The sequence below is a fragment of the Streptomyces ficellus genome (assembly GCF_030406405.1).
GTDB classification, from domain to species: Bacteria; Actinomycetota; Actinomycetes; order Streptomycetales; family Streptomycetaceae; genus Streptomyces; species Streptomyces ficellus_B.
Window position 1 is genome coordinate 65815 of the sequence record NZ_JAUEPL010000031.1, and the last position, 14081, is coordinate 79895.

Annotated in this window: 15 protein-coding genes, 1 other RNA gene and 1 pseudogene; 10 read left to right on the forward strand and 7 right to left on the reverse strand. The window is 70.5% G+C overall.

The genetic code is table 11. The features are described from left to right. Positions 1–86 precede the first annotated feature (86 nt). Complete coding sequence (locus QWM81_RS20135; protein ID WP_290113543.1) at positions 87–380, forward strand: DUF6087 family protein; 294 nt, start codon at positions 87–89, stop codon at positions 378–380. Positions 381–770: 390 nt separating this feature from the next. Here the strand turns inward: QWM81_RS20135 and QWM81_RS20140 are convergent, their stop codons facing one another. Next, on the reverse strand, positions 771–1535 hold the full coding sequence (locus QWM81_RS20140) for a helix-turn-helix domain-containing protein (RefSeq protein ID WP_290113544.1): 765 nt from the start codon (positions 1533–1535) through the stop codon (positions 771–773). A gap of 287 nt (positions 1536–1822) precedes the next feature. Here QWM81_RS20140 and QWM81_RS20145 point away from each other — a divergent pair, with 287 nt between their 5' ends. From QWM81_RS20145 to QWM81_RS20155, 3 genes are all read left to right on the forward strand, one after another. Next, positions 1823–2293, forward strand: a complete 471-nt coding sequence (locus QWM81_RS20145) for a glycine-rich domain-containing protein (RefSeq protein WP_290113545.1) — start codon at positions 1823–1825, stop codon at positions 2291–2293. 74 nt (positions 2294–2367) lie between these two features. Continuing rightward, positions 2368–3033: a class I SAM-dependent methyltransferase gene (locus tag QWM81_RS20150; protein ID WP_290113546.1), complete on the forward strand. Its 666-nt coding sequence runs from the start codon at positions 2368–2370 to the stop codon at positions 3031–3033. 52 nt (positions 3034–3085) lie between these two features. Next, a complete protein-coding gene (locus QWM81_RS20155) occupies positions 3086–3601 on the forward strand; it encodes a hypothetical protein (protein ID WP_290113547.1) in 516 nt (171 codons plus the stop codon). A 507-nt stretch (positions 3602–4108) separates the two neighbouring features. On the opposite strand, the gene rnpB is transcribed toward QWM81_RS20155, so the two are convergent. After that, positions 4109–4511: RNase P RNA component class A (rnpB, locus tag QWM81_RS20160), an RNA gene on the reverse strand. 91 nt (positions 4512–4602) lie between these two features. On the opposite strand from rnpB, the gene QWM81_RS20165 reads away from it, so the two are divergent. Together QWM81_RS20165 and QWM81_RS20170 are read left to right on the forward strand one after the other, a co-directional pair. Then, on the forward strand, positions 4603–5385 hold the full coding sequence (locus tag QWM81_RS20165) for a MerR family transcriptional regulator (protein WP_290113548.1): 783 nt from the start codon (positions 4603–4605) through the stop codon (positions 5383–5385). Further along, positions 5382–6134, forward strand: a complete 753-nt coding sequence (locus QWM81_RS20170; RefSeq protein ID WP_290113549.1) for a hypothetical protein — start codon at positions 5382–5384, stop codon at positions 6132–6134. The genes QWM81_RS20165 and QWM81_RS20170 overlap by 4 nt, the downstream gene beginning before the upstream one ends. Here QWM81_RS20170 and QWM81_RS20175 read toward each other — a convergent pair. After that, positions 6085–7527 carry an RNB domain-containing ribonuclease gene (locus tag QWM81_RS20175; protein WP_290113550.1) on the reverse strand — a complete coding sequence of 481 codons (1443 nt, stop codon included), beginning with the start codon at positions 7525–7527 and terminating at the stop codon, positions 6085–6087. The genes QWM81_RS20170 and QWM81_RS20175 overlap by 50 nt on opposite strands. 93 nt (positions 7528–7620) lie before the next feature. Here QWM81_RS20175 and yaaA point away from each other — a divergent pair, with 93 nt between their 5' ends. Together yaaA and QWM81_RS20185 are read left to right on the forward strand one after the other, a co-directional pair. Continuing rightward, a complete protein-coding gene (gene yaaA / locus QWM81_RS20180; protein WP_290113551.1) occupies positions 7621–8409 on the forward strand; it encodes a peroxide stress protein YaaA in 789 nt (262 codons plus the stop codon). A gap of 141 nt (positions 8410–8550) precedes the next feature. Beyond that, positions 8551–8835 (forward strand): beta/alpha barrel domain-containing protein, encoded by a 285-nt coding sequence (locus QWM81_RS20185; protein ID WP_290113552.1) that lies wholly within the window; start codon positions 8551–8553, stop codon positions 8833–8835. Here the strand turns inward: QWM81_RS20185 and QWM81_RS20190 are convergent. Beyond that, entirely contained in the window at positions 8825–9697 is an 873-nt protein-coding gene (locus QWM81_RS20190; RefSeq protein WP_290113553.1) for a GNAT family N-acetyltransferase, read from the reverse strand. The two genes, QWM81_RS20185 and QWM81_RS20190, sit on opposite strands and share 11 nt — an antisense overlap. Before the next feature lie 142 nt (positions 9698–9839). On the opposite strand from QWM81_RS20190, the gene QWM81_RS20195 reads away from it, so the two are divergent. Both QWM81_RS20195 and QWM81_RS20200 read left to right on the forward strand, forming a co-directional pair. After that, positions 9840–10577: a 3-keto-5-aminohexanoate cleavage protein gene (locus tag QWM81_RS20195; RefSeq protein ID WP_290113554.1), complete on the forward strand. Its 738-nt coding sequence runs from the start codon at positions 9840–9842 to the stop codon at positions 10575–10577. Positions 10578–10699: 122 nt separating this feature from the next. Then, the gene (locus QWM81_RS20200; RefSeq protein WP_290113555.1) at positions 10700–11296 is read left to right on the forward strand and encodes a hypothetical protein; all 597 of its coding nucleotides are present in this window, start codon (positions 10700–10702) and stop codon (positions 11294–11296) included. 47 nt (positions 11297–11343) lie between these two features. Here the strand turns inward: QWM81_RS20200 and QWM81_RS20205 are convergent, their stop codons facing one another. The 3 genes and pseudogenes from QWM81_RS20205 to QWM81_RS20215 form a co-directional block, all read right to left on the reverse strand. Beyond that, the gene (locus tag QWM81_RS20205; RefSeq protein WP_290113556.1) at positions 11344–11901 is read right to left on the reverse strand and encodes a PIN domain-containing protein; all 558 of its coding nucleotides are present in this window, start codon (positions 11899–11901) and stop codon (positions 11344–11346) included. Then, positions 11898–13001 carry a helix-turn-helix domain-containing protein gene (locus tag QWM81_RS20210; RefSeq protein ID WP_290113557.1) on the reverse strand — a complete coding sequence of 368 codons (1104 nt, stop codon included), beginning with the start codon at positions 12999–13001 and terminating at the stop codon, positions 11898–11900. Before QWM81_RS20210 ends, QWM81_RS20205 begins: the two co-directional genes overlap by 4 nt. 217 nt (positions 13002–13218) lie before the next feature. Then, a pseudogene (locus QWM81_RS20215) lies at positions 13219–13893 on the reverse strand (bifunctional RNase H/acid phosphatase); the annotation flags it as partial. Positions 13894–14081: the final 188 nt, after the last annotated feature.

Below are 14081 nucleotides of genomic sequence, written 5' to 3' on the forward strand. Positions count from 1 at the left end.
GTGTTCTGGAAGCTGCGATACGGCCCCTGCGGGGCGGAACGGCCACTACTCTCCCTGGAGACCACCACAACGTCAGGAAGGTCAGGATGGACGACGAACCGCTGGAGGAGTGGGCGGAGCGCCGTGACGCGAAGATCGGCCGACTTCGCGCAGTGCCTGTCGTCTCTGGAGACGGGCCCAAGGGCTCGCATCTGAACCCCGACGCACCGCGCGCCATCGAGCGGTGGAACGGCCACGCCTGGGAGCCGTACACACTTGCCGCCAACCTCGCCGAGGCCAAGCGCATCCTGCACCCCGGGGCCGGCTCCCCTGCGACTCCGGCTGTCGTCCGGGCGCGGCAGCCACTCGCCCCCGGCACCGGCAGGCACCGGAAACCATAGGCCCACGGCCGTCGGCAGCGCTCGGTGCGTGGATGTCCAGTGGTGCCTCACCCAACCGTGAGCCGGCGCCTCAGGGCTCTCGCGCGGCGAGTCTCCCCACATTCTCCCCAGCGATGAGCCCGACCGAGAAGATGCCCCCTGAGCCGAAGGTCAGCGGCTTCGGGGGCAGACGAGTCGGGCTGTACGCCGGGGAGAGGCACCACACCGCTATGACCTGCACAAACGGACGGGACCACGACCAGCGTGGCTACGTTGATGGCTACGCAGGCGCGGATGCACCCCCGGCTCGCCCCCGCAGCATGAAGTCCCCACCCCGGCGCCAAACCGTCCAGCGGGGCTTCGTTGCTTTTGACCTGGCGGTTACCTCCCCGAGAAATTCTCCGAGTGGCCCTACTGCGGCGGTCGGCTGTACTCCTGGAGCGCTGCCTTCGACGTGGACGTGTCGATGAGCCTCAGTTCCCAGGGGCCGGTGTTGACGTCGAAGTCCTTGCCGAAGCCGACCCACTTGCCCGCCATGCGGCGGCCAGTCGGCTCCACGAGCATCTGGATCGCGCCGTGGTAGCGGGCGCCCTGGTAGTAGCCGTCGGCGGCTGTCTGCTCGACCCACGAGCCGGTGACCACGCTGCGGTCGATGGTCAGGTCCAGGGTGAGCGGGCTGTCCGGGTTGCTGGACGCTCCAGGCAGGCTCTGGCCAGTCAGCCGGGTGCCGTGTTGGAGCAGTACGACGTAGTGCTCGGCCTCGAACGTCTCACCGCGCGAGGAGCTGAAGAATTCGTACCGGGAGAGCCAGACGCCGGAGTAGTTCGTACCATCCGGTGGCGGCTGTGTGGCGGTGGCCGCCTGAATGCCTTCGGGGCCGAGGTCCATGTCGTGGCCTCCTGCGGAATCGGGATGGACGCGTGCCCGCGGCACGGGCAAGCTGAAGCCCAGGGCTTCGACGGGGCGCCCCGTGACATGCTCCAGGGCACGGGCGTATACGGGGCGTGGAGCGCGGCTGGTGCCGGATTCCCAGCGCTGGACGAGACGCTTGCTCGCTTCGTTCGGTTCGCCCAACTCTTCGCCGGCTGCGCGGAGCGCCTTCGCTAAGTCGTCCTGGCTCATGCGCAGGCCGATTCGCACGGCCCGCAGAACATCGTTCGTCGCGGCAGTCGTCATGGTTCGAAGGTAGCCTCAACGCGGTGCCAATGACACCGGTTTGACGCCCACGAGTGACATCCGAATGACGCCTTCTGTGCCGCCGCAATGACCTGACGCCACGGCGACGATGGATGCCATGCCGATCCGCATCGACGCCTACACGGTCAGAGCAGACGGGACCCGCACCGAGCCCCGAACCCTGTACGAGGGCGAAGGCGGCCCGCCCCTGACGACCAGCGTGATGCCGGTCTGCACATGCCCACGCTGCTGCCCGCAGCGCTCCGCCGAGAGGAAGGGACATCCAGGTGACCATCGCGCTTGAGCATCCCCCGATCCACTGCACCGAGCCCCGTACGTACCTGCCCCGCGAGGTGTGGCAAGCCCTGACCGCCGACGTCATCAAGGCGCACGCCGGTACGAGCCGGGTCATGGCCGAGAGGATCGTCGGTCAGACCGTCGCGTTCCTGATCGCCGGGACGACGACGGACGCACCGCTGTCGCCTTCCGAGCAGGTGGACTGGGGCTGGCACGCCTTCCTGCTTCGCACACAGGCGTATCAGGAGTTCTGCGACCGGCACGCGGGCCGGTTCCTGCACCACCACCCGGGCGTGCCCGACGCGGCGGAGACCGGTGGCCCGGAGGCTGTCCGGAACCGCACCCTGGCGGCGATCAGTGCGGCAGGATTCGCCGTGGACGAGGCGCTGTGGTCCGAGGCCGCCGAGTGCACCCAGTGCCACGCGGGCTGCACCGACAGCCCCGTCGGCGGCAAGAAGTAGGCAGCGGTCGGGCCCTCCCTCCTCAGGCCGAGGAGGGAGGGCCCGACCCGTACGGCGACAGAAACAGAGGACCGGTGCGAGAGCAGGACATCAGTGCATGGGACGTGTGGGGCGCGGCCAAGTCGGGCCGCAAGGAGACGAACGCGGCCGGGGCGTCCACGTGGTTCAACTGGACGCAGTGGCCAGATCACGGACCGGACGAGGAGATCCTCGGCAACGTCGCCGGTGCACGCGTCCTGGACCTTGGCTGCGGCAGTGGAGGAAACCTTGCCCACCTTGTCGAGCTGGGAGCCGAAGGGGTCGGCGTGGACATCTCGCCCGTGCAGATCGCCAAGGCTCGCGGTCGCTGGCCGTACCTGGATGTCAGGAAGGCAGCTGCCGAGGACTTCCTCTCTGCCCAGGCGGAGGAGTACGAAGCTATTTTCTCCGTGTTCGGGGCTGCCTGGTTCACCGACCCTGCCGTGCTGCTGCCGCTTGTGAGCGCGCGCCTCGCGCCCGGTGGTGTGTTCGCGTTCTCCCACAATCCGCCTGCTCTGGTGGGCTGCTACGGCCCTCAGGCGTCCCGGATGCAGCCACCGGAGAAGGGCTCGGAGCCGTTGTACGTGAAGCGCTGGGACTACGAGCCGCAGACCTGGGTGGTCATTCTTGAACGGGCGGGGTTCACCAACGTGACGGCCGAAGTCATCGCACCGCCGGCTGGCAAGCGCACGGGGACGCTCCTTGTTCGAGGCATCGCGTAACTGCCCTTAGTCAGCCGCCCTGTTGTCAGTAGGCGATGCGACAGTCCTGTCCATGAGTGAACAGGTGCGCTCGCGTGACATCGAGATGAGCGACGACGAGGTGATCGGTGGCGCATCAGTGCTGCTGGCTCAGCGGGGGCATGCGAAGGCAGCCGCACTGATGCTGGACGTGACGAGCGCCCGAATCGAGAGGCACAGCGTCCACGAAGAGACGATGTGCTACTCCTATGACAGGGAGTACCAGGAGGTCATCCTTGAGCTGGAGCCGCACCTCATCCACAACACTGGCTATCTCCTCAACGACATCAAGTCGGCTTTTCAGACTGTCGCGGTCGGGTGTGGGCGGGACATCGAGGATGTCTTGATCCGAGAGGTACTCCCGAGGGTCGGGCCGAACTGGCGCGAGCAGCTGGCCCGTGAGCTCAAGGGCGGCTACCGGACGAACCAGGCCCGGAAGGTCCGGCTCGAACCTCGGCATCCAGCCGAGGACGGTCTCCACTTCACGAATGAATGGGAACAGCGTGTCTACCACGTGCTCAAGGAGCACCAGTCGAGCCGGACTTCCTGATCACGTATCGCGGACGCATCGGGGTCATCGAGGTGGACGGCCCGCACCATAAGGGCCGGGCCTCTGCCGACCGCAGCCGGGACCGCTTGTTCAAGCACGTTGGAGTCAGGGACGTGGACCGTCTGTGCGCAGAAGACAGCACGACGAAAGCAGAGGTCCAGAAGTTCGTGAGCGACTTCCTGAAGCACCTGGTTGGGTGACTCGAAGGCGTCGGTTCCTGGACTCAGCCTGGACACCAGATACCGAGTAGTGACCGGAAACGACCGCAACGCGAGCAACCGCACGGCGACCGGCGGAAGCTCCTCAGACGCTCGTCCAGGGCCGCCCATGGCTCCGCGATAGCCCGAACATCGGATCCGGCCCCGCGAGGCATGGCTACTTTCGTGGCTACGTACGTAGCCGTGTGGTCTGGTGTGAACCGGTCCGGGCCAGGGTCGAACCGAGTCTGCCAATCCGCGGCGAGAAGGCCGGTGACCTGCGTTTTCGCTGGTCAGAAGCCCGAGAGGGCAGACGAGTCGGGCTGTACGCCGGGTTCTGTGCCCCGGGACCTCGCGGTCGTCGGGGTGACGGCCATCCATCTAGGACCGGCGTTGCCGCCGGCCTCGTGCGGTCTACCCGCGGACTCGGGCGGGCAGCCCTCGAACGTCCGCGCAGAGCCGCCTTTTACAGCGGCTCCTCTTGACCTTGCTCCGGGTGGGGTTTACCTAGCCGCCTGAGTCACCTCAGGCGCTGGTGGTCTCTTACACCACCGTTTCACCCTTACCGAGGACCGAGGTCCCCGGCGGTCTGTTTTCTGTGGCACTGTCCCGCGGGTCACCCCGGGTGGCCGTTAGCCACCACCCTGCCCTGTGGAGCCCGGACGTTCCTCGGGAAGATCCGGGGATCTTCACGCGGCCGTCCGCCCGGCTCGTCTGCCGTGTCGACCATGGTACCCGGCGGGCCGTGGGGGCCGGACCTGGTCGGGTTGACCTTGCCGCGGCGTCAACGTTTCTACTGGCGTCATGCGGATCGGAGAGATCGCCGGCCTCGTCGGCATCACGGCGCGCGCGGTGCGTCACTACCACCAGCTCGGGCTGCTGCCCGAGCCGCGGCGGCTGGCCAACGGGTACCGGGACTACTCGCTGCGCGATGCCGTGCAGCTGGCCCGGATCAGGCGGCTCACCGAGCTGGGGCTCGGGCTGGAGGAGGTGCGGGACGTGCTCGCCGATGACGCGGGGCGGGAGCTCGTCGACGTACTGGAGGGGCTGGACGCCGACCTGGCGCGGCAGCAGACGGATATCGAGGCACGGCGGGCCCGGCTGGGGGTGCTGATGCAGCAGGCGCGGGCGGGGCGGCTGCCCGCCGAGGGGCCGGTGTCGCCGGGGCTGGCGGAGCTGTTCGGGGACATGGCGCGAGCCTCCGCCGCGCTGCCGGGGCCCGAGCCGGTGATGGCCGCGCGGGACCGGGAGCTGCTGGCCCTGCTGGAGACGGCCGGGACGGACGGGGAGGGCGAGCGGTTGGTGGACGCGATGCGGGCGATGGCTCAGGCGCCGGGCGCCATGGAGCGGGCGTACGACGTGTATGCACGGCTCGACGCGCTCGCGGACGCGGCGCCCGACGACGTACGGGTGGAGGAGACCGCGCGGGCGCTGGTCGGTCTGCTGCCGGAAGAGGTGGCGGGCGGCGTGGGGGACGTGGAGGCAGGGGGGTTCATGGATGTGCTCCTGGCGGACTTCTCAGCCGCGCAGGGAGAAGTCATCCGGCGGGCGCTGCGGATCGCGTCGCGGGAGCGGGGCGCGCGGTGAGGCGGCTCGGTTACGCGGTGCTGGCGGCCGAGTGCGTGCTGCTGGTCTGCCTGCTGGCGGGGGCGCGGGTGCCCACCGGGGTCGTGGTGGTGGCGGAGGTACTGGTGGTGGCGCTGCTGGTGTGGCGCCGGGAGCGACTGCTGCCCGAGCCCGTCGCACGGCTCGTCGGACATGAGCTGCGGCTGCTGACGAGCCTGGTGCGGTGGGTGGCGCGGCGGCCGCACGGAGTGGGGCCGGGGGCGCGGGCGTTCGGGCATGCCCGGGATCAGGCCGCGTACATGTACGGCTTCGCCTTCGTGTGCGCCGTCGAGACCGTTGGTATGTCGTACCTGCTGGCGGCGTGGCCCGTGGTGCACGGCGTGGTGCTGGTCCTGGACGTGTACACGGTGCTGTTCGTGCTGGGGCTGCACGCCGCGTCCGTGACCCGGCCGCATGTGCTGAGCGGGGAGGCCCTGCGGGTGCGGCGCGGTGGACATGTCGATGTGCTGATACCGCTGGAGCGGATCGCGGCCGTACGGCATGAGCTGCTGTTCTCGCACCCCAAGGAGGACGGCGTACTCAATGTGGCGGTGGCCTCGCAGACGTCCGTCACGATCGAGCTGGCGGAGCCGGTCACCGCAGCGGGGCTGCTGGGGCGGCGGTATCCGGTGTGTGCCGTGCGGTGTCATGCCGATGACGCGCGGGGGCTCGTGGTCGCGCTCAGGCGGGGGCGAACAGGGCCTTGGCCCGGCCCGGGTAGGCCTGGGTGAGGCGTACGCGGAGCCGCTCGCCCAGGGGGAGTGGCGCCGGGCCGGCCTCGACGCGGGCGACGACCGCCGGGTCGTCCAGGTGGACGGTGCCGATGGACGGGTCGCGCTCGTGCACGTCGATGACGTACGCGTCGAACACCTCGCCCACCCGGTCCTTGAGCAGGGCGGCCTCCACGATGTCGACGCACTCGCGCTCCACGCCGTTGGCGCGGCGTGAGCCCCGCGCCATTTCCTCGGGCAGCGCGGGCAGGGCGGCCCGTACCCACTCCGGGGGCTCGTCACCGGCGACGGCCGCCAGGCACAGTTCGCCGGCGTAGCGGTCGACCAGGCGGCGCAGCGGGGCCGTGCAGTGCGCGTACTCGTCGGCGACGGCGGCGTGGACGGCGGGCACGGGCGCGTTGCCCTCGGTGAAGACGGTGTAGCCGGCGCCGCGCAGGAGGGTGGTGCAGTCGTGCAGGAACGCGGCGTGACGGGGGTCGTGCGGGTCGAGGGAGCGGACGAGGGCGGCGTACGAGACGTGGTGCGGCCAGTCGATGCCCAGCGCCTTCGCGGAGCGCCGCAGCCCGGCGACGGCGCCGAGGGGCGCGGTGGGGAGCGTGCGGAGGATGCCGGTGCCGGCGGCGGTCATGAGGTCGGCGGCGGCCATGCCGGTGAGCAGGGAGATCTGGGCGTTCCAGGCGTCGGCGGGGCGCGGGGCGCGGTACTCCAGGGCGTACGTGTCGTCGCGTTCGACGATCTCCTGCTCGGGGACGTTGAGGGAGATCCCGCCGCGTTCCACCTCCAGCTGTTCGCGAAGGGTCCCGATCTCGCGGAGGAGCACGAGTGGCTCGTCGGCGGTGCCCGCGTCGAGCTGCCGCTGCACGCCCGCGTAGTCGAGCCGGGCGCGGCTGCGCACGAGGGCGCGGTGTACGTCGGTGGCGACGCGGCGGCCGTCCGCGTCCAGGTCGATGCGCCACAGCAGCGCGGGGACGGCCCGGCCGGGGAGGAGGCTGGCGGCGCCCTCGGAGAGGACGGCCGGGTGGAGGGGGATGCGGCCGTCGGGGAAGTACAGGGTCTGCACGCGGCGGTGCGCCTCGGCGTCGACGGCGCCGCCGGGCGTGACGAAGGCGGCGACGTCGGCGATGGCGTAGTGCACGCGGTAGCCGCCGCCGGGGCGGCGCGTGAGGTGCATGGCCTGGTCGAGGTCCATGGACCCGGGCGGGTCGATCGTGAGGAGCGGGAGGTCGGTGGCGTCGCGGCCCGGGAGGCGGGGCGCTTTCGCGGCGGCCTCCGCCTCGGCGAGGACGCCGGGCGGGAAGGCGTCGGGGACGTCGAGTCGGGTACGCAGCTCGCGCAGGGCGGCCCGGAGGGGAGCCTCGGCTGCGCCGGTCACACGGATCTGGCGGCGGGGCATGGACCGAGCGTAGGGCGCGGGGCACGGGGCGGCACTTTGTACGCTGGCGCGGGGCCGCATCCCCGTTTTCGTACGCACTGAAGGAGAACCACCGTGCTCGTGTTGTTGCCGCCCTCGGAAGGAAAGGCCGCATCGGGGAGCGGCGCGCCGCTGGAGCCGGGCTCCCTGTCGCTGCCGGGGCTCGCGGCCGCGCGGGCCACCGTGCTGGAGGAGCTGGTGGAGCTGTGCGCCGGTGACGAGGAGAAGGCGCGGGAGGTCCTGGGGCTGAGCGAGGGGCTGCGCGGCGAGGTCGCGAAGAACGCCGGGCTGCGGTCGGCGGGCGCGCGGCCGGCCGGGGAGATCTACACGGGCGTGCTGTACGACGCGCTGGGCCTGGCCACGCTGGACGCGGCGGCGCGTGAGCGGGCGCGGGAGTGGCTGCTGGTGTTCTCGGGGCTGTGGGGCGCGGTACGGGTGGACGACCGCATCCCGTCGTACCGCTGCTCGATGGGCGTGAAGCTGCCGGGGCTTGGCGCGCTGGGCGCGTACTGGCGTACGCCGATGGCGGCCGTGCTGCCCGAGGCGGCCGGGGACGGCCTGGTCCTCGACCTGCGGTCGGCGGCGTACGCGGCGGCGTGGCGGCCGAAGGGCGAGGTCGCTGCGCGTACCGCGACGGTGCGGGTGCTGCACGCGCCGACCCGCAAGGTGGTCAGCCACTTCAACAAGGCGACGAAGGGCCGGATCGTACGGAGCCTGCTGAGCGAGGCGGGGACCGCGCCCGGGTCGCCCGCCGAGCTGGTGGAGGCGCTGAGGGATCTCGGGTACGTGGTCGAGGCGGAGGCGCCGGGCGCGGGGCGCGGGAAGGCGTGGTCGCTGGACGTGCTGGTGGAGGAGATCCACTGACGCTGGGCGCTGCGCGCGAACTTTGCGGGTGCGCGTTGCGGGTGCGCGTTGCGCTTTGTGCAACGGTCGTTGCGGTGGTGTACGGGGCGGGCCGCATGGGCGCGGTGACCGCATCGCGTCCGAGCCGGCCTCGCCCCCGTCGTGCCCGTGGTGGTCCTGGAGGACGCCGCCGATGCCGTACCGCTGGCGCGGGCGCTGGTCGCGGGCGGGCTGCCGGCGATCCAGGTCACACTGCGTACGCCGGCCGCGCTCGGCGTCACGTCCCTCGCCGGGCCGCTCCCCCGGGCGCGTTTCTGCCCCACGGGCGGGATCTCGGCGGCGTCGGCGCCCGCGCATCTGGCGCTGCCGAACGTCGGCTGCGTGCGCGGCACATGGATGCTGCCGGCGGACGCGCCGGCGCGTGAGGCGTCCTGCCTTACCGGCTGAGTTGGTTGAACGTGATGTCGAGGTGGTCGGCCAGCGGGCGGAAGCCCAGGCGCTGGTAGAGGGCGTTGCTGGTGGGGTTGGCCAGGTCGGCGAAGAGCAGCACGTGACGCGCTCCGGCCGCCTGCGCCGCACGGGCGACGGCGGTGGTGACGGCGCCCGCGTAGCCGCGGCCGCGCTGCTCGGGCGGGGTGTAGACGGGCGAGACGCGGGACTGCCCGGCCACCAGCGGGGAGTGGGCCGCCATGGACACGGGCCGGTCGCCGCTCTCCCACACGTACAGGCCGCCGTGCGCCACGCGCCGGGTGACGTTGCGGGTGTAGTCGGCGGCGGCGTCCTCGCCGATGTCGGCGGCGAACCGTTGCATCCAGGCTGCGGCGAACGGCACGTCGTCGGGGGTGGCCCGCCGCGCGCGGCCGGGTGCGGCGGGGTGGGGCGGCGTCAGCGTGCCGAGCCGGAAGAGGCGGGTGCGGCGGGCGACGGTCCATGCGCCGGGCGCTTCACCGGCGGCCGTCCACGCGTCGGCGAACGCCCGGGCGGCGCCGTCACCGCCCCGCACGCCGTGGACGCGTGGCCTCCTGCGCAGCGTGCGCGCCAGCTCGTGGGCGGCTTCCTCCGGCATGGGGCCGAGCATGGGGTACGCGGGCGGCGTGTGCAGGAACGCGGCCTCGACGGGGCCGCCCGGGCTGCGGCGCCACCACCCGAACAGCGCGTCGTCATCGTCGTCCCCATCCGGCCGGAGCCCGTGCCGCCGCACCGTCTCGGTGACGGTGAGCAGCGTGGTGCAGCCGGCAGGGTCCGCTTCGAGGTACGCGGCGGCGGCGCGGCGGAACTCGTCGACGTGCGGGGTGAGATGCCAGGTCATGGGCCGATGGTGCTACGGGGCCGGGGGCGGACGCGCGGCCTTTTCTCCCCCACCCCGCCCCACCCCGCCCCTCCGGAACCGCCGGCTCCGCGCCGCGGTCCAGGGCCTGCTCATGGTCCGAGCGTCTGGCAGAGTCCTGCCCATGTTGCAGGTCTGCCTGAACGGAGTACGGAGTCGGAGCGAGAGCCGTTGGATCCCCGTGACGCCCGCCGAGTTGGCGGCAGAGGCTGTACGTGCGGTGAGGGCTGGAGCGGAGGACGTGCACCTTCACCCCAAGGGTGCCGATGGTCTCGATTCACTGGAGCCCCACGTAGTGGGTGCGGCGGTGAGCGCGGTGCGAGCCGTCCTGCCGGAAAGGGTGCGGGTCGGGGTCACGACAGGGGCGTGGGCGGTGCCGGACCCGGGGCGGCGGGTCGAGCTGATCCGGTCTTGGACGGTGCTGCCCGACCATGCCTCGGTGAACTGGCACGAGGAAGGCGCTGAAGCAGTGGCTGGTGTGCTGCTGCAGCGTGGGGTCGGTATCGAGGCGGGTATCTGGTCGGGGACCGATGGGGCCCGCCGGTTCCGTACCTGGCCACTGGCCCATCGGGTGCTGCGCGTGCTCGCCGAGGTCACCGATTCCGGTCCGGGCACGGCGGCGGCCACGGCCACGGCTCTGATCCGGGAGCTCGGGGAAGGTCTCCCGGTGGCTGTGCTGCTGCATGGCGAAGACGGCGGGGCCTGGCCCGTGCTGCGAGCGGCAGCCGGCCTGGGACTGGACACCCGGATCGGCCTGGAGGACGTATTGGTGTTGCCGGACGGCTCGGCCGCAGAGGGCAACGCGAAGCTTGTGCGGGCCGCCCGCAAGATTCTCGACGAGCACCGTACCCGGGGGCTCTGATCTCAGGCGTCGCATACCGAGGCATTGTTGGCGAAGGCCATGTCCTTGCCGGCACCGTGCCAGGTCACCGGTCCTCAATTCCCACGACCTCAAGGGCCTCGGGAGCTACTGTTCGAGGAGTGATGACGCCTGCGGGAATGAAGCTGGGGACACAGGCCGCGAATCTGCTGGCCGTTGCCGACTGCTGTGAGATAGAGCCCGGCCTGAGTGACGCCGAGTTCCGGCGCATTGAAGAAGAGTACGGATTCGAGTTCGCCGACGACCACCGCGCTTTCCTGGCTGCCGGGTTGCCGGTGAGGGAGCCGCCCGAGGAAGGGGCCACGTGGGAGAGCCCGTGGCCTGACTGGCGTCATGGCGACCCTGTGAGCCTGCGGAAGCATCTTGAATGGCCGATCGAAGAGGTCGTCATGGCGGTCCGGCATGGTTACTGGCACCCAGGATGGGGACAGCGGCCGGCAGGTGCCGATGACGCGGTCCGCGCGGCCAGGGCGACACTGGCCCGGGTGCCGAAGCTCGTACCCGTACGCGCGCACCGATTCCTGCCCGCCGGCCGCGGGTCTCACGGCCACCCAGTCCTGTCGATCTGGGGAACCGACATGATCTGTTACGGGACCGACCTGGCTGACTACATCAACCACGAGTTCGACGATTTCGACGCGCACACCCCTGACGATTGGAACCCCAGAGCGACCGTCGCGTTCTGGCAGGACTTCCTCTGACAACCCCTCCAAGTCGGCACGCCCGGGCCTGAGCAGAGCGTCGTCAGCTACAACAGGCCGTGCTGCTTGGCCCAGCTGATGAATTGACCATGACCGCACGGGTAGCGTGCGCCACTACCGATCAATGCGTCGACCAGGTTATTTCCCACGTACTCCGTCGTGTGCCCCTCGCTGACAGCGGTGGCTATCACGCGAAGTGATCCCCAGACGGGGAGGGAGTGCCTACGAGCGATTCTCCGAGCGTCTCCGTCATCGATCACCGCAATGGCGCCGTTGACCTCGGCCCATGCAAGGACAGTAGCTTCTCCCTGATTCGACTTACTGCCCGAAACCCAATCCATCCACTTCACGAGGGCCGTAAGCTCGTTCAGGTGATCGACATGTACGATCTCCAGCCAATCGGCACTCGCCAGGCTCAGCCCGTAGGTGCTGAGTTCGTCCACCACTGTCTGGGTGGTCACATTCCGCCGTGGCCCGCCCTGCCAGGTTCGGGCGGCATCGCCGAGCACATCAAGTTTGCCGGCCTTGATCGCGTGAAAGAGAGGAGATGCATCCCAGGCAAGTAAGCCGGCGGCCAAGCCTGCAGCGGCAGAGGCGGCACTCACGGCAGTGGCTCCTCCAGGCTCCGGGTGGGGAGTTCGTCCACGGTGAGTGCGCCATAGAGCAGTTCAACTGTGCGTGGAGCTGTGATGGCACCTGCTTGCCAGGCGCTCAGCACCGCCTTGCGCCACAACTTGCCGGTCGTACCAGTCTCAAGGTCAGGGTTGGGCTGTTTGCCGAGTGCGGCCAGGAAATCTCCACGCGTGGGCGAGTTCGCCTTCTGCCGTCTGGCTTCCGCGCTGTCGATCAACCCCAGATTACGCACGCGATTTACTACTGCGCTCCACGACATCCGATAGTTGGCTGCCAAGGCAAGCAAGGCAGGCCTGGGCTTCTCGGCTGGTGAGACTTCCCGCCACGCGTCCTGTACGTCCCGGGCAGGCAGGAGGAAGCACTCAGCGAACCGGTCAATCTGCCGCTCGCGCTCATCCCGACCGGCTGCCACACCAGCATCGCTGTGGTATTCGTCCTGCAGAAGGTGGTGTCCAAGCTCGTGGGCAGCCGTCCACCGCCGCCGTCCGGGCTGCGCTTCTCCGCTGATGACAGCTACGCCATAACCGTCTCGCAGGAGTGAAGCTCCCTCGGCCGGCTCGTCCACGACCGTCAGGAAAAGACCCAGCTGCTCCACAACGTCCGCCATCGGCCCGAGTGGTCCCGATGGCTTGTCCACAGCCTCGCGGGCTGCCGCGGCGAGCGCACCCGGGTCAATCTGACCTTCCGTCCGCTGCACGGAGGAGTCCAGCCGTGGAGGAGCGAGAAAGCCCTCTGCGACGAGCCAATGAGCATTGCGAGCGTGCTGCTCAAGCCAGGCGTCGAGCCGGTAGCTGGCACGAGTCGCCTCGTCCGACACATCTTCCAGGGCGGCTCGACGGGACACGAGAGGCGCCGGCGGACGGGAGAGGAAGTGCGCCAGAGGGACGCCCAGCGCTTGCGCCAGACGAGAAAGCTCAAGAGCGGAAACACGGCGGTCCCCGGCTTCGACGCGCACCATGGCTGTGCGATCCAGCCCTACCTTGGAGGCCAGGTCGCCCTGGCTCATACCTGCGGCCAGGCGTGCCTCAGCGATCCGCTCGCCCACTTCGTCCCAGCTCTGCACCGCTTCCATGTGTGCGATTTTTGCACACCTGGGGCGGACTGGCATCTGAGGAAGGCTGCGCTTTCACTCAAACGTCTGTATCAGGGCAACCAGGCAGGGGGGCTGGAGGCAGCCACCTGGATTCGGGTGGTGCCGCCAGGTTCGAGGCCCGTGCCACCGGCCCGCCCCACCCCGCCCCTCCCGAAACCGCCGGCTCGGCCGCCGGGCCCCTGACCGGGGGCCCGGGTCAGCGGAGGTGGGAGGTGTCGTTGAGGAGGCGGACGGAGGCGTTGCCGTCCTTGTAGTACGCCACCGCTGACAGTGAGGCCGCGGAGAGTTCCATGCGGAACAGTGACTCCGGCGGGGCGCCCAGGGCGAGGCGGACCAGGGTCTTGATGGGCGTGACGTGGGTGACCAGCAGGACCGTGCGGCCCGCGTAGCGGGCGGTCAGCTGGTCGCGGACGGCTGCCACCCGGCGCGCGACCGCCGCGAAGGACTCGCCGCCCGTGGGGGCGGCCTTCGGCGAGGCGAGCCATGCGTCCAGGTCGTCGGGGTACCGCTCCCGTACTTCCGCGAACGTCAGGCCCTCCCAGGCGCCGAAGTCCGTCTCCCGCAGACCGTCCTCGATGCGGACGTCCAGACCGAGGCGCCCCGCGATCGTCGCGGCCGTCTGGCGGCACCGCAGCAGCGGCGACGACACGATCTCCTGGACCGTGCCGCGTGCCGCCAGCACGGCGGCGACCGCGTCGGCCTGGCGCCGCCCGACCGGGGACAGCTCCGGGTCACTGCCGCCGCTGCCCGAGAACCGCTTCTCGGGCGTGAGCGCCGTCTCCCCGTGCCGCAGCAGTACGAAGGTGGCCGGCGCCCCGAGGTCCGCCGTGGCCGCCCAGCCGACGGGCGGGGTGGCGCCGCGCGTCGCCGCCGCGGCGACGGCCACCTCGCTGAGCGCGTCCGTGGTCCCGCCTGCGGGCCCGGGCCCTCCTGTACGCTTAGGGGCCTTAGTCGATGCTCTGGGCTGTTTCCCTCTCGACCATGGAGCTTATCCCCCACAGTCTCACTGCCGCGCTCTCACTTACCGGCATTCGGAGTTTGGCTAAGGTCAGTAACCCG